Annotated in this window: 16 protein-coding genes and 2 pseudogenes; 4 read left to right on the top strand and 14 right to left on the bottom strand. The window is 68.3% G+C overall.

The features are described 5' to 3' along the window. Positions 1 to 412: 412 nt before the first annotated feature. The 8 genes from ACFWSK_RS25690 to ACFWSK_RS25655 all read right to left on the bottom strand — a co-directional run bounded on the left by ACFWSK_RS25690 (position 413) and on the right by ACFWSK_RS25655 (position 8751). The gene (locus ACFWSK_RS25690; protein WP_383790559.1) at positions 413 to 2926 is read right to left on the bottom strand and encodes a DUF4118 domain-containing protein; all 2514 of its coding nucleotides are present in this window, start codon (positions 2924 to 2926) and stop codon (positions 413 to 415) included. Between the two features lie 34 nt (positions 2927 to 2960). Continuing rightward, on the bottom strand, positions 2961 to 3644 hold the full coding sequence (locus ACFWSK_RS25685; RefSeq protein ID WP_383790697.1) for a response regulator: 684 nt from the start codon (positions 3642 to 3644) through the stop codon (positions 2961 to 2963). A 98-nt stretch (positions 3645 to 3742) separates the two neighbouring features. Beyond that, positions 3743 to 4423, bottom strand: coding sequence for a potassium-transporting ATPase subunit C (locus tag ACFWSK_RS25680; protein WP_383790556.1), 681 nt, complete (start codon positions 4421 to 4423; stop codon positions 3743 to 3745). A 6-nt stretch (positions 4424 to 4429) separates the two neighbouring features. Beyond that, positions 4430 to 6538 carry a potassium-transporting ATPase subunit KdpB gene (kdpB, locus tag ACFWSK_RS25675; protein ID WP_383790553.1) on the bottom strand — a complete coding sequence of 703 codons (2109 nt, stop codon included), beginning with the start codon at positions 6536 to 6538 and terminating at the stop codon, positions 4430 to 4432. Further along, positions 6535 to 8199 carry a potassium-transporting ATPase subunit KdpA gene (kdpA, locus tag ACFWSK_RS25670; protein WP_383790550.1) on the bottom strand — a complete coding sequence of 555 codons (1665 nt, stop codon included), beginning with the start codon at positions 8197 to 8199 and terminating at the stop codon, positions 6535 to 6537. Before kdpA ends, kdpB begins: the two co-directional genes overlap by 4 nt. Before the next feature lie 8 nt (positions 8200 to 8207). Beyond that, on the bottom strand, positions 8208 to 8297 hold the full coding sequence (kdpF, locus tag ACFWSK_RS25665) for a K(+)-transporting ATPase subunit F (protein ID WP_010058599.1): 90 nt from the start codon (positions 8295 to 8297) through the stop codon (positions 8208 to 8210). Further along, positions 8294 to 8551 carry a hypothetical protein gene (locus ACFWSK_RS25660; protein WP_383790547.1) on the bottom strand — a complete coding sequence of 86 codons (258 nt, stop codon included), beginning with the start codon at positions 8549 to 8551 and terminating at the stop codon, positions 8294 to 8296. Before ACFWSK_RS25660 ends, kdpF begins: the two co-directional genes overlap by 4 nt. 95 nt (positions 8552 to 8646) lie before the next feature. Beyond that, complete coding sequence (locus ACFWSK_RS25655) at positions 8647 to 8751, bottom strand: K(+)-transporting ATPase subunit F (RefSeq protein WP_383790544.1); 105 nt, start codon at positions 8749 to 8751, stop codon at positions 8647 to 8649. A 240-nt stretch (positions 8752 to 8991) separates the two neighbouring features. Between ACFWSK_RS25655 and ACFWSK_RS25650 the strand changes: the two genes are divergently transcribed. Further along, positions 8992 to 10875 (top strand): APC family permease, encoded by a 1884-nt coding sequence (locus tag ACFWSK_RS25650; RefSeq protein ID WP_383790541.1) that lies wholly within the window; start codon positions 8992 to 8994, stop codon positions 10873 to 10875. Positions 10876 to 12694: 1819 nt separating this feature from the next. Here the strand turns inward: ACFWSK_RS25650 and lysA are convergent. Both lysA and ACFWSK_RS25640 read right to left on the bottom strand, forming a co-directional pair. Next, complete coding sequence (lysA, locus tag ACFWSK_RS25645; RefSeq protein WP_383790538.1) at positions 12695 to 14029, bottom strand: diaminopimelate decarboxylase; 1335 nt, start codon at positions 14027 to 14029, stop codon at positions 12695 to 12697. A 38-nt stretch (positions 14030 to 14067) separates the two neighbouring features. Then, entirely contained in the window at positions 14068 to 14403 is a 336-nt protein-coding gene (locus tag ACFWSK_RS25640; RefSeq protein WP_383790535.1) for an SAV_915 family protein, read from the bottom strand. Between the two features lie 198 nt (positions 14404 to 14601). Between ACFWSK_RS25640 and ACFWSK_RS25635 the strand changes: the two are divergent. Beyond that, a pseudogene (locus ACFWSK_RS25635) lies at positions 14602 to 15024 on the top strand (universal stress protein); the annotation flags it as partial. Further along, positions 15025 to 15302 (top strand): annotated as a pseudogene (locus ACFWSK_RS25630) (transposase); the annotation flags it as partial. Between the two features lie 1023 nt (positions 15303 to 16325). On the opposite strand, the gene ACFWSK_RS25625 reads toward ACFWSK_RS25630, so the two are convergent. The 3 genes from ACFWSK_RS25625 to ACFWSK_RS25615 form a co-directional block, all read right to left on the bottom strand. After that, positions 16326 to 16907, bottom strand: coding sequence for a suppressor of fused domain protein (locus ACFWSK_RS25625; protein ID WP_383790532.1), 582 nt, complete (start codon positions 16905 to 16907; stop codon positions 16326 to 16328). Between the two features lie 644 nt (positions 16908 to 17551). After that, the gene (locus ACFWSK_RS25620; protein ID WP_383790529.1) at positions 17552 to 18394 is read right to left on the bottom strand and encodes a fumarylacetoacetate hydrolase family protein; all 843 of its coding nucleotides are present in this window, start codon (positions 18392 to 18394) and stop codon (positions 17552 to 17554) included. After that, on the bottom strand, positions 18391 to 19536 hold the full coding sequence (locus ACFWSK_RS25615; protein WP_383790527.1) for a VOC family protein: 1146 nt from the start codon (positions 19534 to 19536) through the stop codon (positions 18391 to 18393). The genes ACFWSK_RS25620 and ACFWSK_RS25615 overlap by 4 nt, the downstream gene beginning before the upstream one ends. 136 nt (positions 19537 to 19672) lie before the next feature. Here ACFWSK_RS25615 and ACFWSK_RS25610 point away from each other — a divergent pair, with 136 nt between their 5' ends. Then, the gene (locus ACFWSK_RS25610) at positions 19673 to 20311 is read left to right on the top strand and encodes a TetR/AcrR family transcriptional regulator (protein WP_383790524.1); all 639 of its coding nucleotides are present in this window, start codon (positions 19673 to 19675) and stop codon (positions 20309 to 20311) included. Positions 20312 to 20628: 317 nt separating this feature from the next. Here the strand turns inward: ACFWSK_RS25610 and ACFWSK_RS25605 are convergent, their stop codons facing one another. Further along, positions 20629 to 21675, bottom strand: a complete 1047-nt coding sequence (locus ACFWSK_RS25605) for a zinc-binding dehydrogenase (protein ID WP_383790521.1) — start codon at positions 21673 to 21675, stop codon at positions 20629 to 20631. Positions 21676 to 21762: the final 87 nt, after the last annotated feature.

The following is a 21762-nucleotide window of genomic DNA, read 5'->3' as shown; positions in this document are numbered from 1 at the left end:
GTCAGCGGGTCAAAGCACACACCCTGCTCGACCCGCTTCTGGTGGCCTCACCCGGCGCCCCTCAAGCCCTGCCCCACGTCCTCCGGGGTGTCGGACCGGCGAACCGGGGCCCGGCACCCCTGATCCTCCTGACCGTGTGAACCTGGGTATGGCACAGCCCGCCCATTCGGCGGCCATCGCCCCGTCCTTCCCTTACGGGGCCGCCCACGCCGACGCCCTTGCGGCCAAGCCGCAGCAATAACCGAGAGCAGATGCCGGGTCCGACTGCATCCCTGCGGCATATCACCCCGCTTCGCACACGGTGGACGCCATCAACGTCGACACCACGCACCCGTGCCTCCGCAAGGACACGAGGGGCGCGCCTATGCCGGCGGCGGAGGGATACCGCGGAGGGGTGCCCCTCGTGGCGGGATCAAGCAGGTTGGCCGGTGGGGGCGGTGGGAAGCGAAAGGACCATCGTGAGTCCGCCGCCGGGAGTGTCCTCGGCGCTGAGCGTGGCGTGGATCACTTCGGTGAAGCCACGTGCGACCGCGAGGCCGAGTCCGACTCCGGCGCCTCGCGGGGCATCACCGAGACGCTGGAAGGGTTCGAACATCTGACCCTTCACTGCATCCGGGACGCCTGGACCACAGTCGACGACGCGCAGTTCCACCCGGTCGCGCAGACTGCTGGCGGAGATGAGGACGGGTCTGCCCTCCGGGTTGTACTTGACGGCGTTCTCGACGATGTTGGCCACGACGCGTTCCAGCAGGCCGCGATCTACGGCGACCATCGGCAAGGTCTCCGGAATGTCCAGTTCGACGCTGCCCTCGGGAACCCCGCCCAGTGCCATCGGGACGACTTCGTCCAGATCTGTTTCCCGGATCAGCGGTACGACGGTGCCTGTGTTGAGGCGGGACATGTCCAGCAGGTTGCCTATCAGTGCGGCCAGCCGGTCGGCGCCCTCCTCGATTCCTTCGAGCAGGGCGTCACGGTCGGTCTCGGACCAATCGACGTCGTCGGCACGCAGGGAGGTGACGGATGCCTTGATGCCGGCCAGTGGGGTCCGGAGATCGTGGCTGACGGCGGCGAGCAGCGCGGTGCGGAAGCGGTCGCTTTCGGCGAGTTTGCGCGCCTCCTCGGCCTGGCCGACCAGACGTTGCCGGTCCAGTGCCACGACCGCCTGGGCGGCGAATGCGCCGAGGACCCGTCGGTCCTCGGCCGGCAGTGCCCGGCCGGTAAGGACGAGGGCCAGATTTTCCCCGACAGGTATGTCGACGTCGGCATCTTCAGGACGGCCGACCGGGTGGACACCGACAGCCGCCGCACAGGACCAGGGATCGACGTCGCTCGCCCGCTCCAGGAGTGCGACGGACTCCATGGCGAAGGTCTCACGGAGCCGTTTCAGCAGTGCGTCCAGGGAATTCTCGCCCCGCAGGATGCTGCCGGCCAGGAAGGAGAGGATTTCCGACTCCGCGCGTAGGCGCGCCGCCTGGTGGGTACGGCGAGCCGCCAGGTCGACGACCGAGGCGACGGACACGGCCACACCGATGAAGATCACGATGGCGACGATGTTCTTGGGGTCGGAGATCGTCAGCTGGTGCAGCGGCGGTGTGAAGAAGTAGTTCAGCAGCAGAGAGCCGAACGCCGCTGAAGCGAGGGCCGGCAGCATGCCGCCCAGCAGGGCAGCGGTGACGGTGGCGGTGAGGAACAGCAGCATGTCGTTGGCGAGCCCGAGGTCGGGGACGACGCTGCTGAGGAGCAGGGTGAGGAGGGCGGGCCCGGCGACCCCGGCCAGCCATCCCCAGATGATCCGGGCCCGTCCCAGCCGTGCGCTGCGGGCGATCGGCAGGCCGCGCCCTTTGGCTGCCGCGTCGTGGGTGACGATGTGGACGTCCAGGTCCGGACCGGATTCCCGGGCGACGGTGCCGCTGACGCCGGGTCCGAGTACGTACTGCCAGGCTTTGCGGCGGCTGACGCCGAGGACGATCTGGGTGGCGTTGATCCCTCGGGCGAATTCGAGGAGGGCCGAGGGTACGTCGTCGCCGATGACGTGGTGGAAGGTGCCGCCGAGGTCCTCGACGAGGGTGCGCTGGAGGGCCAGCTCCTTGGGTGACACGGCCTTGAGCCCGTCGCTCGCGGCGATGTAGACGGCCAGGACCTCACCGCCGGCGCCCTTCTCCGCGAGACGGGTGGCGCGGCGGATGAGAGTGCGTCCTTCGGGTCCGCCGGTCAGCCCGACGACGATGCGTTCGCGGGCCTGCCAGGTGGTGCGTATGTCGTGCTCGCCCCGGTACTGCTGAAGGTATTCGTCGACCCGGTCCGCCACCCAGAGAAGGGCCAGTTCGCGCAGGGCGGTGAGGTTGCCGGGGCGGAAGTAGTTGGACAGGGCGGCATCCATCTTGTCCGGCTTGTAGATGTTGCCGTGCGCCATCCGGCGGCGCAGTGCCTGGGGCGACATGTCGACCAGCTCGATCTGGTCGGCCCGGCGGACCACCTCGTCCGGGACGGTCTCGCGCTGCCGCACGCCGGTGATGGACTCCACGACGTCGCCCAGCGACTCCAGGTGCTGGATGTTGACCGTCGATACGACGTCGATCCCTGCCTTGAGGAGCTCCTCGATGTCCTGCCAGCGCTTGGCGTTGCGGGAGCCGGGCACGTTGGTGTGGGCCAGCTCGTCCACCAGGGCCACTGCCGGGGCCCGTTGCAGCACGGCGTCGACGTCCATCTCGGTGAACGCCGTGTCCCGGTAGTCCACTTCCGTGCGTGGCACGAGCTCCAGCCCGTGCAGCATCACCTCGGTGCGGGGTCGGTTGTGGTGCTCCACGAACCCGATGACGACATCGGTGCCCCGCTCGACCCTCCGGTGTGCCTCGGAGAGCATCGCGTACGTCTTGCCGACGCCCGGCGCCGCGCCGAGGTAGATCCGAAGCTTTCCGCGTCCCATAGTGACTTCTCGTTCTTCCGTGGTGGAGGCGGTATCAGGGTTCGAAGCGGTAGCCCATGCCCGGCTCGGTGATCAGGTACCGGGGATGGGCGGGATCAGCTTCGAGTTTGCGCCGCAGTTGGGCCATGTAGACCCGCAGGTAGTTGGTGTTCTCCGCGTGGGTGGGACCCCATACCTCCCGCAGGAGCGCGCGCTGGGACACCAGGTGGCCGGGGTTGCTGACGAGTATTTCGAGCAGATGCCACTCGGTCGGGGTCAGGCGGACGGTTTCGGCTTCGCGCCGCACCTTCTTCGCCACCAGGTCGATGGTGAACGTGTCCGTCGTGACGACGAGCGGTACTGCGGTCTCAGCGGTCGGCTGCTGTCGCCGGGTGGCCGCCCGCAGTCGGGCCAGCAACTCGTCCATGCTGAACGGCTTGGTCACGTAGTCGTCCGCACCGGCGTCCAGGGCCCGTACTTTGTCCTCGGACAGGTGGCGCGCGGACAGGACCAGGATCGGCACGAGGCTCCAGCCCCGGATCGCCTTGATCAGTTCGACGCCGTCCATGTCCGGCAGACCGAGATCCAGCAGAATGGCGTCCGGCCGGTGGGCTGCGGCGAGCCGCAGGGCCGAACCACCGTCTGAGGCTTCCTCGACTTCGAAGGCACGCGCCTGAAGGTTGATTTTGAGGGCGCGCACAAGCTGCGCATCGTCTTCCACCACGAGCACCCGGGGCATGGGCAGTGCACTCATTCCTTGGTTGTGGGCGGCTAAGGAACCGGTGGGATGCGGAGCCTCTGCACCCCACCGGTTTCCGGTCCCTCGCCTCAGGTCCATCAGCCCTGGATCAGATCCCTGAGCGCGGTGTTCAGCTCGAGGACGTTCACCCGGGGCTCGCCCATGAAGCCCAGGAGCCGTCCCGTCGTGTGATCGGCGACGAGGCCCTCGATCTCCTTGACGGGAAGGTCGTTCTTCTCCGCGACCCGGTGGACCTGGAGCTTCGCGTATGCGGGGGAAATGTCCGGGTCCAGGCCGGAGCCGGAGGAGGTGACTGCGTCTGCCGGTACGTCAGCCGGCTTCACCTTGTGGGAGGTTGTGGAGTTGTCCTTGACCACGGCCGCCTTGGCGTCCGTCACCCACTGGATCAGTTCCTCGTTGTCGCCGGAGCGGTTGGTGGCGCCGGAGAGGATCAGGGAGTACTGGGTGTTGACGCTGTTGCTGCCGAGACCGTTGGAGGGTCGCGGCTGGAACCACTTCAGGTCCGGTCGCACCGCCTCCTCGGCGTCGTCGGGATTCTGCTTCGGCAGGTTGTACGTCTGGCCGATGAGGGAGGAGCCGACCACTGTGCCGTCCCTGTCCTTGATCTCGGAGCCGTTCGCCTGGTCGCTGAACATGGCCTGCGCGACGCCGGTGACGGCGAGCGGGTAGATGACCCCGCACACCAGGGTGAGGACGAGCAGGGCCCTCAGCCCGGCTCCGAACAGGCGCACGGTGTTGCTGACGGAGGTGTTGGTCATGGCGGATCAGCCGATTCCGGGGATGAGGGAGATGAGCAGGTCGATGATCTTGATGCCGATGAACGGGGCGATCAGGCCGCCGAGTCCGTAGATTCCGAGGTTGCGGCGCAGCATCCGGTCAGCACTGGCGGGTCGGTAGCGCACTCCCTTGAGGGCCAGCGGTACCAGGGCGACGATGATCAGTGCGTTGAAGATGACGGCGGACAGGATCGCCGACTCGGGTGAGGTGAGCCCCATGATGTTGAGCTTGTCCAGCGACGGGTACGCCACGGCGAACATGGCGGGGATGATCGCGAAGTACTTCGCGACGTCGTTGGCTATGGAGAACGTGGTGAGGGCGCCGCGGGTGATGAGGAGCTGTTTGCCGATTTCGACGATCTCGATGAGCTTGGTGGGGTTGGAGTCGAGGTCCACCATGTTCCCGGCCTCCTTGGCGGCCGAAGTACCGGTGTTCATCGCGACACCGACGTCCGCCTGGGCGAGGGCCGGGGCGTCGTTGGTGCCGTCACCGGTCATGGCGACGAGCTTGCCCCCGGCCTGCTCCCGCTTGATGAGGGCCATCTTGTCCTCGGGCGTCGCCTCGGCCAGGAAGTCGTCGACCCCCGCCTCTTCGGCGATCGCCTTCGCGGTCAGCGGGTTGTCCCCGGTAATCATGACCGTACGGATGCCCATCCGGCGCAGCTCGTCGAACCGTTCCCGCATGCCCTCCTTCACCACGTCCTTGAGGTGGATGACCCCGAGGACCCGCGGACCGCGAGCGTCTTCCACAGCCACCAGCAGCGGCGTGCCACCAGCCTGGGAAATCCGGTCCGTGAGTGCTTGTGCGTCCTCGGCGACAACCCCGCCCCGCTCCTTCACCCACGCGACGACGGAACCGGTCGCGCCCTTGCGGACCTTGCGCCCGTCCAGGTCGACGCCCGACATCCGGGTCTGCGCGGTGAAGACGACCCATTCAGCGCCAGTCAGCTCGCCCTGGTCCCGTTCCCGCAGCCCGTACTTCTCCTTGGCCAGGACGACGATCGACCGGCCTTCGGGAGTCTCGTCGGCGAGCGAGGACAGCTGCGCGGCATCCGCGAGTTCGCCCTCCGCCACGCCTTCGACCGCCAGGAATTCGGCTGCCTGCCGGTTGCCCAGGGTGATGGTTCCGGTCTTGTCGAGGAGCAGGGTGGACACGTCCCCCGCCGCTTCCACCGCACGCCCCGACATGGCCAGGACGTTGCGCTGGACGAGCCGGTCCATACCTGCGATGCCGATGGCGGAGAGCAGCGCACCAATGGTGGTCGGGATCAGGCAGACCAGAAGCGCGGCGAGCACGATCATGGAGGTCTGCTCGTCGGCGCCCGCGTAGACGGCGAACGGCTTCAAGGTGACCACGGCCAGCAGGAAGACGATGGTGAGGGACGCCAGGAGGATGTTCAGGGCGATCTCGTTGGGTGTCTTCTGCCGGGCCGCGCCCTCCACCAGGCTGATCATCCGGTCGATGAATGTCTCGCCCGGCTTCGTCGTGATCTTGATGACGATGCGGTCGGACAGCACCTTCGTACCGCCGGTCACTGCGCTGCGGTCCCCGCCGGACTCGCGGATGACCGGAGCTGATTCTCCGGTGATCGCGGATTCGTCGACGGAGGCGACGCCTTCCACGACATCGCCATCGCCGGGAATGGTGTCGCCGGCCTCGCAGACCACCAGGTCCCCGATGCGCAGCTCCGTCCCGGCGACCCGCTCCTCGCTCGGACCGATGACACGGCGGGCGATGGTTCCGGTCTTGGCCTTGCGCAAGGTGTCGGCCTGGGCCTTGCCCCGGCCCTCGGCCACCGCTTCCGCGAGGTTCGCGAAGACGGTGGTCAGCCAGAGCCAGCCGGCGATGGCCCAGCCGAACCAGTCGGTCGGATCCAGCGCCGCGAGCACGGTGGTGACCACCGAGCCGACCAGGACGACGAACATGACCGGCGACTTGATCATCTCGCGCGGATCGAGCTTGCGCACCGCGTCCGGGAAGGACTTCAGCAACTGCGCCGGATCGAACAGGCCGCTGCCGACGCGGCCGGTGACCGCGTGATTGCCGGAGGGCGGCAGGTCTCCGTGCGGAGCGTGAGTGGGGGAGACGGTGCTCATGAGGCGAGCCCTTCCGCGAGCGGACCCAGCGCAAGGGCGGGGAAGTAGGTCAGACCGGTGATGATCAGGATGGTGCCGACGAGCAGACCCGCGTAGAGGGGCTTGTCGGTGCGCAGTGTGCCCGCGGTCACGGGTACCGGCTTCTGCTCGGCGAGCGACCCGGCGAGCGCCAGGACGAAGACGATCGGGAGGAACCGGCCGAGCAGCATCGCGATGCCGATGGTGGTGTTGAACCACTGGGTGTCCGCGTTGAGCCCTGCGAAGGCGGAGCCGTTGTTGTTGGCCCCGGAGGTATAGGCGTAAAGGATCTCCGAGAAGCCGTGCGCCCCACTGTTGGTCATCGAGTTGCCCGGGGTGGGCAGCGCCATCGCCACAGCGGTGAAACCGAGCACGAGTGCCGGGGTGATCAGGATGTAGCACGCGGCGAGCTTGATCTGGCGGGTGCCGATCTTCTTGCCCAGGTACTCCGGGGTGCGCCCGACCATGAGCCCGGCGAGGAACACCGCGATGATCGCCATGACCAGCATGCCGTACAGGCCGGATCCGACACCGCCGGGCGCGATCTCGCCCAGCTGCATGCCCAGCATCGTGATGCCGCCGCCGAAGCCGGTGTAGGAGGAGTGGAAGGAGTTGACCGCACCGGTCGAGGTCAGCGTGGTGGCAACCGCGAAGATCGAGGAGCCGGCGATCCCGAAGCGGGTCTCCTTGCCCTCCATCGCCCCGCCCGCGATCTCGAACGCAGGTCCGTGGTGGGCGAACTCGGTCCACATCATCAGCGCGGTGAAGCCGAGCCAGATGGTGGCCATCGTGCCGAGGAGTGCGTACCCCTGCCTGAGCGAGCCGACCATGCGGCCGAAGGTGCGGGTCAGCGCGAACGGGATCAGCAGGATGAGGAAGATCTCGAACAGGTTGGAGAGCGGATTGGGGTTCTCGAAGGGGTGGGCGGAGTTGGCGTTGAAGTAGCCGCCGCCGTTGGTGCCCAGCTCCTTGATGACCTCCTGGGAGGCGACTGCGCCCCCGTTCCACTCCTGCGTGCCGCCCACGAACTGGCCGACTTCATGGATGCCGGAGAAGTTCTGGATGGCGCCGCAGGCGACCAGGACGAGCGCACCGATCACAGAGATCGGCACCAGGATGCGGACAGTGCCGCGCACCAGGTCGGCCCAGAAGTTGCCCAGCTCACCGGTACGCACCCGTGCGAAGCCCCGCACGAGCGCCACCGCGACGGCCATGCCGACCGCGGCGGAGAGGAAGTTCTGCACCGCGAGGCCGCCGGTCTGCACGACGTGGCCCATGGCCTGCTCGCCGTAGTACGACTGCCAGTTGGTGTTGGCGACGAACGACGCGGCCGTGTTGAACGCCTGGTCCGGGTCGATGGAGGCGAAGCCGAGCGAGCCGGGCAGCGAGCCCTGTACCCGTTGCATGAGGTACAGGAAGAGAACACTCACCGCCGAGAAGGCGAGCACGCCCCGTAGGTAGGCCGGCCACCTCATCTCGGCGGCCGGGCTGGCACCGATGGCCTTGTATATCCACTTCTCCGGTCTGTAGTGCTTCTCGGAGGAGTAGACCCTGGCCATGTAGTCGCCCAACGGACGGTACGCGAGCGAGAGGGCGGCGATCAGGGCAAGCAGCTGGAGCACACCAGCGGTCTGGGAACTCATAGCGGCGCTCAGAACCTCTCCGGGTAGAGGAGGGCGAGCACGAGGTAGCCCAGCAGGGAGACGGCCACGACGAGGCCGACGATGTTCTCGGCGGTCACAGCTTGGTCACCCCCCGGGCGATAAGAGCCACCAGCGCGAAGACCGCGACCGTGGTGACGACGAAGGCCAGGTCGGCCATCGTGAGCTCCTGATTGAAGTGAGGAATGGAATCGGCCGTGCGGCCAAGATGAGCAAACCCCGGCCCGAGCCCGGTGGAGAGCCACCTTGACGTGGTCCTTACGGCAATTGAGGGCCCTTTGACGCCGGTCTGACGCGTCCACCGCCACCGGCCACGAAGCGTTTCCTGCCGCATACGGATGGTTACGTGATCGTGTCCCGGGGCGGAGCCGGCCCACGAGTTGTGGAGAGCCGTCGCGTCAGGTGGTCCGTGATGCGCCCACGGACCACCTACCGCCGGTCCACGTAGAACTTGTCCGGCTTGGCCCAGGCTGCCACCAGGTAGCCGCCCAGGCAGAGGGCGACGATCAGCCCCACCACGTTCTCCACGGTCATCGGTTTCGTTCCTCTCGGGCGAGTCGGGCCGAAGGGGCCCACCGCGCATGGTCGTCCACCGCCATTCCCGCCGGCCGCGGCCTGGCGGACTCCTGGCACGCCTCATACGCGACCCGTTCGGCCGCGTACAGAAGGCGTGAAAAGAGCCGGGGCGAGCGTACGGATCACGCCAAGAGCGTCCTCGGCACCCCGGAACAGCCCGACGCTGTCCTCACCCGCCCACTCGGAGGAATGATCCGCATGTCCCTGCACCCGAGAGAACCGCTCACGACCGGTCAGCCAGCGCTTCTCCCCACGGATGAGCCACCTGATACCCGCCCCGGGGAACCAGGGGAGCGCTATAAGCTGACGGCGCTGCAAGGTCTGGCTGCTCTATCGCTGGATGCGATGGCGTCGGTTGCCTACGGCCCGGAGTCGATAGTGCTCGTGCTCGCCGCGGCCGGCGCGTACGGCCTGGGTTTCACGCTTCCCGTCACTCTGGCGATCGCGGTCCTGCTGGCGGTCCTCGTCGCTTCCTACCGGCAGGTGATCGCCGCTTTCCCCGACGGCGGCGGCTCCTACGCCGTCGCCAAACGACACCTGGGCCGACGAACCAGCCTCGTGGCGGCCGCCTCACTGATCCTCGACTACGTCCTGAACGTGGCGGTCTCCGTGACGGCCGGTGTAGCCGCCCTGACGTCAGCGTTCCCGGGCCTGTACGAGGAACGGGCCTGGATCTGCCTCGGCGTCCTGTCCTTGGTCACGGCGGTGAACCTGCGCGGCGTGGTGAACTCCGCCAAAGCGTTCCTTGTGCCCACCGCCGTCTTCATCGGCTCGATTCTCGTGATGATCACGGTCGGCCTGTTCCGTTACGGGCCCGTCAGCACGGCATCCGCCACCGGCCACGCCTCGGCGCTCGGGGAGGGCGCCACCACGGTCGGCGCCCTGCTGCTGCTCAAAGCGTTCGCAGCCGGCTGCTCGGCACTGACGGGAGTGGAGGCTGTTGCCAACGCGGTGCCGTCCTTCCGGGCTCCAGCCGCACGCCGGGCCCAGCGCACCGAGATAGCGCTCGGCGTTCTGCTCGGGGTGATGCTGATCGGGCTCTCCGTACTGATAGGCCGTTTCCACCTCCAGCCGGTCGAGGGTGTCACGGTGCTGGCCCAGCTCGCCGACGCCTCCTTCGGGCACAACGCCGCCTTCTACGTGGTCCAATTCGCCACCATGGTGCTGCTCGCGCTCGCTGCGAACACATCGTTCGGAGGTCTGCCCGTGCTGATGAGCCTGCTGGCCCGCGACAACTACCTGCCGCACTTCTTCGCCCTCAAGGGCGACCGTCAGGTGCACCGGCACGGTGTGGTGTGGCTGGCCGTGGTCTCCGGCGTTCTGCTCGTGTTCTCCGGCGGCGACACGAACACCCTCGTACCGCTCTTCGCCATCGGAGTCTTCGTGGGCTTCACCATCTGCCAGGTCGGCATGGTGCGCCACTGGAACGAGCTGAAGCCCAGCGGCTGGCAGAGCAAGGCGGCTCTCAACGGCCTCGGGGCGCTGCTCACCGGTGTCTCCGCCGCCGTGGTCACCGCCACCAAGTTCACCGAGGGCGCCTGGCTGATCATCCTCGCCCTTCCCCTCCTCGTCGTCGCCTTCGACAGGATTCACCGCGCCTATGCCCAGATCGGCGCTCGCCTGGAACTCGGGCGGGTCCCACCGGCGCCGCACCGGTCTCCGTCGCTGGTGGTGGTCCCCGTGTCCGGTCTGTCGAAGCTCACTTGCCGGGCGCTGGCCGCTGCCCGGTCCCTCGGGGACGACGTCGTCGCGGTCACTGTCACCCACCCGGGGCCTGACGACCGGCAGGCCGCGGAAGCTCTGCGGCGCGATTGGGAACTGTGGAAGCCCGGCGTCGAACTCGTCGAAGTCCACTCGGAGCGACGTGCGCTGGGCCGCCCGCTTTCTCAGTACGTGAGAAAGCTCGCCGCGACTCACCCGGGCGCCCAGGTCACCGTGCTCATCCCCGAGACGGAACCGGCCCACGTGTGGCAGCGGCTGCTGCAGAACCAGCGCGGCTCCATCGTCGCCCACGCAGTGCGCCGGGACACCGACGCGGTGATCTGCCGACTTCGTTTCCGCATCACCGCCGACTCGCACTGAAACGTCCTCGGCGGCACCCTGGCCGAGCTTGCGCAATCGCAGGAAGAACGCCAGCTCCACGCGCAAGGCAACGCCATGGTATGACGGAGACTCCCCCTTCCGCCACAGGCGGCTCACGCCCCGCTGAACGACGGGGCCGCTACAAGCCCTGCCCTCTACCTGCCATTTGCCGGCATCAACGCGTCAGTTCTCGTCGCCTGCACCCCTTCTCAACTTCGAACGACTTCCGTCAAAGGGCCATCAGAGCCGCGTACAGGCCCTTCAGATGTACGACCCTGCGTCATTGCATCACTGTTGTGACAGCGGCCGGTCTGCCAGCCACCAACCCCGATCGCCGCTGCCCTCGGAGCTGCATCCAACCATCCCTGACGCCAACTGCGTTGCACCCTGCTATCGACCGGGGCCACTCCATCCGGCAGTGGCCCCCAGGCCGCCGGCGCTGTCTCCCCGGCCGATGGTTTCCCCCGCGGGGGCGGGCTTCCTCCCTGGACCGCCCACGCCCTTCCGCCTCCCGCCTCAGAGGAGATTCGCCCGTGATCGAACTCAAGCCATCGTGCATTCCGCCCCCTTGCTCACTCGTCCCCTGTCGGGACCTTCGGCGTCTCCGCTTTGGTCGAACACGCTCTCGTCGCGGGGACCGGTCGCTGGTGGGCCGACCGGCCCCTCGAGCCACGGGTGATGGCGGTCGAGTGCGGCGGTCGCGTTCTGCTCCGGGGGACCCGCAGGCGCTACACCCGAGCGATCTCGACAGTTTTCCCACCCCCTGTCTCGGCGCACCCGTGAACTTCCTCCCGTCGCTGAGAGCGTCCTTCCCGCAAATGGCCCTCGCGCATGAGCATGGTCTACGTCTACGGAGCACCCGCCCCCCCGTGCACCGGCCGCGCGGTGTCGTCGCGCGTCGGCTTACGCCGGCAGACGTGGCGGTGCTGGCAGACCTCCCCGCGGAAGCTCCTGGATCCGTGCGACCTGGGGAGGCCCGGGTGGACTTGCCGCCTCGGGCACGGTCTGGGGTGCTGCTCGCCGCGGAAGGCTACTCGGGCTGGCCTGCACACATCCTCGGCAGCCGCTACAGGAACTCGCAGTCGTAACCGAACCCGGACTCCGTGGCGAGCACCTGACGCTGGCCTGCGTTGCCGCACTGTGCAGGGACATCACCGGCCGAGAGTGAACGCCGAGCTGGTCCTGCCGCCGTGAGGACAGGACGGTGCGCCTCCTCGCGTGGCAAGCCGGTTTCCGAGTGGCACGAGAATGCACCCACTACGCCACCGGACGGATCGTCATTGAAGACGCGATAGCACGCGCTCCCCTGCGGGCATGAAGAACCGGGCTGCGACGCCGGTCCAGCCATCGGAACCGGTGGCTGGGCCGTACCCGTGCGGCAGGAGCTTTGACGACGGCCACCCCTGCTCCACGTCGCGCCTGTGCGTGGTGGAAGACTTGACCGGCCCTGGCCAGCAGCAGCCATACACCGAGTCGGCACATGAGGGTCGACCTGGTGGTGTCGCCTGCACCTGGCTAGGCTTGACGACTTCTCCACGCTCGGCAACCAGCTCGGCATCGCAGCTTCGCTCACGACCGGACTGACCGACCAGCGCTGGCACATCTACCTCGAGCCCCTGACCAACTTTTCCGCTTCTTCCTCTGCGGCCAGGGCGAGTGGCTCCCCTCACCACCGAGGTTATGCACGAGGTGGAACCCAACCACGCACGGCGCCCCCACGTCCACGCGGGCTGACGCAGACCTCGGACTCCACGCCGAAGGGACTCGGGCTCCGGTGGCAAGCCCTCTGCAGCTCAGGGGGCTGCGCGGATCCTGGCGATCAAGCGCCGATATCGCGCCGGCGGAAGTCTTCCTGGGTCTCGCGTCGCACCAACAGGCGCGCCGAGCCGTCGTGCACCGCTACGACTGGGGGCCGGCCGACCAGGTTGTAGGCGGAAGCCATGGACAGCTGGTAGGCGCCGGACACTGGCACGGCGAGCAGATCGCCGGGGTGGACATCGCCGGGCAGCAGGACATCAGCCGCGAGGATGTCACCCGCCTCGCAGTGCCGGCCTACGACTGTGGCCGTAACCGGCTCGGCCGTCGCGAAGCGGCCGATCAGGCGCGGTGCGTAGCGTGCTCCGTACAGTGCGGGCCTGGGGTTGTCGCTCATACCGCCGTCGACGGCCACGAACATCGTCGACCCGGTGTGCTTGACGGCGAGTACGCGGTACAGCGCCACTCCGGCCGGGGCCGCGATCGCCCGGCCGGGTTCGATGGCGAGTCTCGGCACGGGCAGCCCCGCTGCCGTGCAGCTCGCGGAGAGTTCCCCGCCCAGGCGGCGTGCGAGTGCGGTCAGGTCCAGCGCGGTTTCCCCCGGCCGGTACGCCACGCCGTGCCCGCCGCCCATGTCGAGTTCGGGGAACGTGACGCCATGGCTCTCCTTGATCCGGGCCATCAGCCCGACCATCCGGCGCACGGCCACCAGGTAGGGCTTGACGTCGGTGATCTGGGAGCCTATGTGGCAGTGCAGGCCGCTCAGTTCGAGCTGCGGCTGGCCGAGGACCCGGGCGATGGCGTGTTGGGCGGACCCGTCGGTGAGGGACAGGCCGAACTTCTGCCCGTCCGTGCCGGTACGGATCTTCTCGTGCCCGCCGGCGGAGACCCCCGGCACCACCCGCACCATAACTTTCTGTCGACCGCCGGAGCCGACCAGTGCGGCGATGCGAGCGATCTCCGAGGGGCTGTCGACGACGATCCGCCCGACCCCGAGCCGCAGCGCGGTCTCGATGTCCCGCGGGCTCTTCGCGTTTCCGTGCAGCACCATCCGCGCCGCCGGAAACCCGGCCATGACGGCGAGTTCGAGTTCACCGGCGGAGCACACGTCCAGCCCCAGGCCCTCCTCATCCACCCACCGAACCATCGCCCGGGACAAGAACGCCTTGGCCGCGTACAGCACATCGGCGTCGGGGAAGGCGGCCCGGTACGTCCGGCACCGCGCCCGCACCTCGTCCTCGTCCAGCACATAGGCAGGGGTGTCGAACCGGTCGGCAACGTCGGCGAGCGAGACCCCGCCGACACTCAGGTGCCCGTCCGGGAGGCGGGCAGTGGAGGCTGGCCAGACGGACAGATCATCCAGTCCGGTCGGAGGCTCGGTGAGAACGGGAGCGGACATGTCTGCATCTCCTCGGGAGGCGGGTATCGAAGCGTGGGTCACAGAGCGCGGAGAGGTTCTTCGGCTGCGTGTACCGGCTGCGCAGCGACAGCAGGAGCAGAAAGCACGGGGTCGAGGACGAGCCGGCCGACGCCGAGAGGAGCCGCGAGAGAGCGAAGCGCAGGCTCGGCGAGCCTGATGGAGGACTGACCGGCCCCGAGGGTCGCGGTCAGCAGGTCCTGGCGGGTGAAGCCGACGGCGGTCCGCTCCCCCAGGGGAGTACGGAACATCCGCAGCGTGGGTCCCGCTGCTCCAGGCCGGACGGGCACGTACAACAGCCCGGCCGGGAGCTGTTCTTCGGGGTCGGGGTCGTCGTCGTACTGGAAGAGGCACATAGATCTTCTCCGAAGAAATTTGCGTAAGGCCGTTGCCCGGCGCGTCACGTCGAAGCTATGTCCGCCCCCGCCCGCAGCGCCCTACCACCTGACGCAACTTTGACGGCTGCCAACCGGTTCATACGGATCACTGACGCCCGGAGCCCTCGGACCGCCGTTCAATGGAAGCCCGGAACAGGACGCCCAGGAGGACATACGGTGCGGCGGAGAATTGTCGTCGGTGTGAGCGGTTCCTTGGGGAGCCTCGCGGCCCTGCACCGGGCCACCGCCGAGGCCCAGGAGCGCAATGCGGAGCTGTGCGCGGTCCTGGCGTGGCAACTGCCGGGCGGAGGGCTGGGCAGCCGTGCCACTTACGGCACCGCTGTCCTGAAGGAGTGCCGGGAAGCGGCGGTCGAAAACCTGTGCACGGTTCTGGACACAGCGTTCGTCGCCGGAAGGCCGGGAGACACACTGATCGGACTGACCGTGCGCGGCCATACCGGGGCGGTACTCGTCGATGCCGTTCGGTCCGACGACGACCTCTTGGTCGTCGGCACGGGCACGCGCGGCAGGTGGCTCCCTGGGCTGCGGGCGTCGGTGGCCCGGCATTGCCTGGCACATGCACCGTGCCCCGTGCTCGCGGCATCGTTTGCCGCGCTGTGCGGGGTCAGCCCGTCGAGCGTTCCTCGGGCGCGAGGCAGTACCGTCGCCTCAACCGCGGCGGCGACCGTCAGGCAAATGCCGCGCTCCACCGGATCGTGCTCACTCGCCTGCGGGTCGACCCGCGCACTCAGGACTACCACAAGCGCCGGATCAAGGAGGACAAGACCCGACGCGAAATCGTCCGGTGCCTCAAACGCTACGCGGCCCGCGAGGTCTTCCACCTCGTCGGACAGGTACAGCCAGGCCCTCGCTCATAGGGCCGGTGTTGTGAGGGGTGGTGGGCCCTCGTCGGATTGTGCCGACGGGGGGCTCTAGGGTTGGCGGCGGGCCGTGGGGAGCTCCGGTCTCTGGGTCGTCCAGGTCGCTCCTGCTGCGGGGCTTGTGCGGATGGGGAGGACGCTCGGGGCCACGACGGTGCCGTCGTCGTGGAACGAGACCGGCCCGTTCCATCTGCCGGTTGCAGGGGTGTTGTGCGGGGCCGAACGGCTCTGGAAGGCGGTACTCCTCCACCCGGCCTTCTTGATTAGTTCGTGAATGTGCTCGGACATGCCGGAGAATGCCTCGATGCGTACGGACCTGTCGTCGCTGGGTAGCTTCGAGGGCCGTCGTGCAGGTACTCCGTAGCCATGGGCTACGGACCGGCGATGTGTCCCCACCCCCCCCTCAACTTCGCGCACCGGTCCCAGGCACTCTCGTGATTGGCGCAGATGCCTAGGAATTCCGCCAGTTGACGAAGTATGTCCCCCCTTCCAGGGGCCATGCCGATCTTCCCCTGCCGGAACGCCGCATCGCCCAGGATCTTGAGGAGGAACTCGGCCTTTCCGAGGTGGTGCAGCTGCAACTTGGGGTGCGTGTGCCTCCCGCATATCAGGACGGGCCAGCGATCCGGGGTCGTCGTCGGTGGTCACCCAGCAGTAGATTTCCGCGCCGACGTTACACCTCACGCCACGATGGTTTCGGGGTCGACGTCGAAGTCGGCTTCGTCGCGGCACATCTCCCAGGTCTCCCGAGCGGTCTCCGCCTTGTCCAGCAGACCCGGCTCTTCTCTGTACGGATACCCGTCGGCCCGACCCGCAGTGCAGGCAGGCCGTTCGGGCCGGCCCTCCGAGCCCTCGCCAGCTGCCCCAATCCCAACGACCAGGGATCATGCGTGTTTTGGATCAGTGTCACGCAATCCGAGACCCGTGATGGGCCGCCGGAGAATCCGACGGCCCATCACGAGAGATCGAGGTCAGCCCTCGGGGAAGAGTTCGCCGCACGCAGCAACAGTCACCGCGGCGTCAGACCACTGCCTGACGTACGGGATCAAACGGATCCCAACCGGACTTCCATAGTTCTTCGGCTCCCTGGGCGTGGATGAAATTCCTCTCCGAGGCATAGATGGGGTAAGCGCCGACGATCTCCACAAGATCCACGGGGTGCGCGTCGGAGGTTGCGAGATCGATCCGGTCCGCGAGGGCGAGCTCCGACGGAGGGGTCCCCAGGAGCAGGCTACTCAATCCCGATGCTGGAACATACGGCTTCATGTAGCCGATCACCATTTCCGGGTCGAAGGGACACATCCCCCGTAGGGCGGCCACCGTGACGGCAGGAATTCTTGCCCATGCGGGATCGCTCGAACGCATCGTGATGCAGAGTTCGCGCGCATGCGGCACGGAGCCTGCCTGCCGCCCCAGGGACAGGCCGTAGGTGAACCCGGACACCCAGCCCGGTTCCGGAGCGTTCGCATAGACGAGCGCGAGAACCGGACCGTCGTCAGGCACGCGAGGCGGGACTTCCTGGATGTCCGGCTCGGCACCGATCATTGAATTCAGGCGGCTCACAAATCGAGTGAACCGGTCGGAAGTGTCGGGATGAACCACCCGATCCTCACCTTCGGTCTTTCAGTCGGGTTCGGGGGGTGCCCCTTTCGCAGGGACACCCCCCGAAGAGCGTTACCGGCCGTGCCTCGAACCGGCAGACGGGAAGAAGTGCCCGTCGGCAGCATCCCGCCACTCGGTCAGATCGTGATCGATGAATGAGTTGAACTCATTGAACCGATCAGCCGGAATTCTCCACTCCGTGAGCCCCCTCCGTCAGCCCCATGCGGCCGGGATCGCTTGTCAGCATCCACAGCTGTTGGCCGGGGCCGGCGTATCCCGTCGGCGTTTCCTCCGGCGCTGGTACGGCACCGTCGAGGATCATGCCGCACCGCCGACGCAAGGGCGAGGAACTGCCCGAGCAAGCACGGCGGCGAGGAAGGCGACAGTGCCGGCGCGGACCTCGGGAGACCGTCCGTCGGGTCCCGCGACCGCCCGCTTCGACCGGTGGCGCTCGTCATCTCACTCGCCTCGAAGGCAGGCTTGCTGTCACGAGATCGACCTTCGCCCGTATGAAGACCTGGAAGATCCTGCGCGACTGCCGCCTGAGAGGGCGCTCGGGCAGGGCACCGACGCCGACGAGGACTTGGCGCAGCGCGCCAGGGCGTCACGCAGCAGGCGTTCCAGCTCGGGCTGGTTGAACATGCTCAACTGCGGTTCTTGGCCTGGCCCTTGAAGAACGCCTTCCACTTCAGTGCGGGCGGCAGCAGGGCGGCGATCTTCTCGGCCGGCTTGGGCGGGGCCTTCAGGGCCGTGCCGCCGGGAGTGCCGGTCAGCAGCAGGTCGCCCGGGTCGAGGGTCTGGAAGCGGGCGAGCAGGGTGAGTGCCTCTGCGGGCCGTACGATCATGTCGGCCAGCGTGCGGTCCTGGCGCGACACACCGTTGACCGACAGCCGCAGGCGCAGGTTCAGCAGATGGGCGAAGTCCTCGGGCTCCAGCAGGGCCAGGTACGGCCCCGTCGGCGTGAAGGTCGGATAGGACTTGCTCTCGTAGAACTGGGTCTTGGTCAGCTGGACGTCGCGGGCGCTGACGTCGTTGGTCAGGACAAGGCCGGCGACGTGGCGCGGCAGGTCCTGCTCCTCGACGACGGTGCCCACGGGCAGCGTCGCACCCATGACGAGGCCGAGTTCCACCTCGTAGTCGAGGAACTTCACGTGCGCGGGGCGCACGATCTTCTCGTGCGGTCCGCTCACCGAGCCGGACGCCTTGCGGAAGAAGGTGGCCGGAATGTCTCCGGTGAAGCCCGAATCCTTGGCGTGGCTGCGGTAGTTGACCATCTGGGCGACCACCCGGCAGGGGGTGGTGACCGGAGGCAGTGCCACCAGATCGGCTACGGGCGTGCCGCTCTCCGCGGAGGCAGCGGCCTCGCGGACCGCGTCCCGGTCGGCGAGCAGCTGCGCGGTGGTGACCGCCTTGGTCTCGACGCGGACGGCGCGTTCGTCGCGTACGACCCACCACCCGTCGGAGGTGCGCAGAACGTTGGTGCTCATGAGCTCATCGCTTTCATCAGGCCCAGCAGGCGTGCGGGGTCGAGTTCGTTGTCGCCACGCAGGGCCGCCATGACCTCGCGCAGCTTGGCGGGGGACGGGCTGGCGCCCAGGAAGTCGCGGGTGACCGGCGGGCCCCACTGGGCCAGGCCGCTCGCCGACATCGGCGCCCAGCCGGGCTCCAGGTCGCAGGAGAAGAGGTCGCCGTCGGCGAAGTGCTCCAGCATGAAGTGGTCGGGGTCGCGCCAGTAGTCGAACAGCTGGCTGCCCTGGATGTGCCGGCCGATGCCCCAGCTGCGCCGGTAACCGCGCTCGGCCAGGTACTCCCCGCCGGCGCCGATCGCGTCGAGGTCGGTGACCTGGTAGGCGGAGTGGACGTAGCCGGTTCCGGGCCCCAAGTGCAGGGCCAGCGTGTGGTGATCGACGGCCACACTGCCCTGATCGCAGCGGATGAACGCCATGGTCGGACCGCGATCGCGCTGCCCGTCTAGGAACAGGAAGTCGGACACGATCAGGCCCAGCGTGTCCAGGTACCAGTCCAGGGTGCGGGAGAACACCCGGGTCTCCAGCACCACATGGCCCAGCCGCTGGATTCGGGACGGCTCACGGGGCGGACGCTGGGTGACGTTCGTACGACGGTGATCGGTGCCGAAGTTGAGCAGCAACGGCTCCTGCTCGGGCAGCGCGGGCAACTGCTCGGCGCAGTGCACGACCCGGACCGGCAGGCCCGAGGGATCGAGCAGGGCGACCGACTGCCCGCCTCCGGGTACACCGATGTCACGGACGGTACTGCCGGTGGCGCGGCCCAGCCGGTCCAGGTCGGCCCGTTCGGCCGCGCGGAACGCCGGCCCGATGAAGCGGGACGTACGGCCCTTCCGGATCACCATGCAGGGCGGTCCGGCGAAGGTACCTCGCAGCCACAGCTCGCCATCGGTGCGGGCTGCGATCGCGAAACCGAAGTCACGGGCGAAGACCTCGGCCCGGTCCAGGTCGGGCTTCTCGAACTCCAGCCACGCCAGGTCGGCCGCCTTGATCACGGGATTCCGGGACCGTCCCGGATGCTCACCGCGCAAGGAGCCCTGCTCACTGTGGAGGTCTTGGTGGGGCGTCTGGGGAGCGGTTCTGTTAACGGGGGTGCGGGACATGGTGTCCTCCAGGCAACACTGCTGTAATGACAAAATCATCAACTCTGTGGGAACTGTCGTCAATAGCGTGAGAGAAGAAAATTGATGATTCCATCAGTAATGGCAGACTCATCGTGATGGTTGTTACACTCGCCGTATGTCGACGTCGTCAGCCCCGCCCAAGAACCGCTTCGAGCGGCGCCGCGCCGAGACACGTCAGGCGTTCGTTCGCGCGGCCCGGCAGATCCTCGCGGAGACCGGCGACACCAGCGTCAGCATCCAGGCCATCGCCGAGCGCGCGGACGTGGGTTTCGGCTCCTTCTACAACCACTTCGAGTCCAAGACGGAGCTGTTCGACGCCGCCGTGACGGACGCTCTGGAGGAGTTCGGCCGAGTCATCGACGACCGCGTACAAGGAATCGACGACCCGGCCGAGCTCGTCGCCGTGGGCTTCCGGCTCACCGCCCGCATGGCCGACTCCCACCCCGAACTCATGCGGATCCTGCGTGACCGCGGTCTCGCCTACATCCGCTCCGACCGCGGACTCGCCCCGCGAGCCCTGCGCGACCTGGAGAACGGCATCGCCTCGGGCCGCTTCACCTGCCGCAACGCGACCACCGGCCTGTCCGCCTTGGGGGGGACCCTGCTGTCCCTCGTGGCGCTGCGGCTGGCCCGCCCCGACCTCGACGGCGACGAGGCCGCCTCGGACCTGGCCGAGATGGTCCTGCGCATGCTCGGCGTCCTGCCGGACGACGCCCACGAGGTGACCCGGCGGCCGCTGCCCGACCTCGGTTGACCCGGAGCACCGGCTGCGCCAGGCCCCATGCACACCGGGAAGCCGTGGGCGCCACCCCGTCCGCCGGTGACCTCGCGGCCCTCGTCCTCGTCCACGGCCAGCTGGTGAGACCGGGCTCCCTCCCGGACGCCGCGCAGCCGGAAGCAGCCCGACGCAGCCAGCTGAGGCTCCGCGCTATGCCCGGCTTCACCTGCCCCCGGAGCCCGGTATGCCGCGGACCCGGAGACCCGGGAAGTCGTGGGCGCCGGTGCTCCCTCAAGCACCGGCGCCCGCGCACCCCTGCCCGAGGTGGTCTTGATGCGTCCTCTGTTCAGTTGTCAGGGGACGAGGATGAGGCGGATCGGGTCGCCGATCTTGTTCTCCAGCCGGTTGACCGCGTCGGCGGCGTCGGCGAGCGGGATGTGGTCGGTGATGGAGGGGGCCAGGTCGAGACGGCCGACCTCGGCCAGCCGGACCAGCTCGGTGACGGACTCGGGGCTGCCGCCGTAGTGGCCGCGCACCTGCTTGCCCATGTAGTTGAAAAGCATGCCCTCGCTGATGGTGAGAGGCCTGGGCGTGATGCCGACCAGGATGAGGATGCCGCCCAGGCCGAGTGCGGCGGCGGCCTGCTCGCGGACGGCGGGCACGCCGGCGCAGTCGAAGGCGAAGTCGAGACCTCGTCCGGCGGTGGCCGCGCGGACCTGGTCGGCGAAGTCGGGGGCGGTCGGGTCGAGGGCGAAGTCCGCGCCGTAGGCCAGGGCACGCTCGCGGGCGCCGGGCAGCGGGTCGACGGCGATGATCGGCGCGGCCCCGGCCAGGCGGGCGATGCGGACGTTGTGAGCGCCGACTCCGCCCACGCCCCAGATGCCGACGGACTGGGCGGGGCGTACGCCCGCGGTGGTGACGACGGCGGCGTAGGGGGTGGAGACCGCGTCGGGGATGATCGCGGCCTGGTCGAAGGGGAGGTTGTCGGGGATGGGGATGAGGGTGTCCTCGGGGGTGACCATGTACTGGGCCCAGCCGCCGTCGTAGTCGATGCCGGCGGTGCGCATCTGGGTGCAGGGGCGGCGGCGTGCGCAGTCGGCGCACTGGCCGCAGGTCTTGCCGGCCTCCAGGGTGACGCGGGTGCCGACGGTCAGGCCGCGCTTGAGGCCGGGGCCGAGGGTGTGGATCACACCGGAGACCTCGTGGCCGACGGTGACCACGTCGGAAGTGGCGAACAGCGGAACTAGGGAGCCGTCGATCAGGTGGACGTCCGAGAGACAGACGCCGGCGGCCTTGACCTCGATGAGGACCTCGCCCGGGCCGGGTACGGGGACGGGGACCTCCTCCACGGCGAACTTCTTGCTGTCCAGGTGGAAGCGTCCGGCGAGCATGGTGTCCATGGTGCTCTGCTTTCTGTGTGCGGCACTCCCGGCGGTTCGGGCCGATGGGTGCCATGTGGTGCTCGTGTTGGGTGAGTGGTGGCCGGG

Source organism: Streptomyces sp. NPDC058620 (assembly GCF_042717135.1).
Lineage (GTDB): Bacteria > Actinomycetota > Actinomycetes > Streptomycetales > Streptomycetaceae > Streptomyces.
The sequence above is the reverse complement of the archived record's forward strand: the minus strand, read 5'-3'. Positions and strand labels throughout refer to the sequence as shown.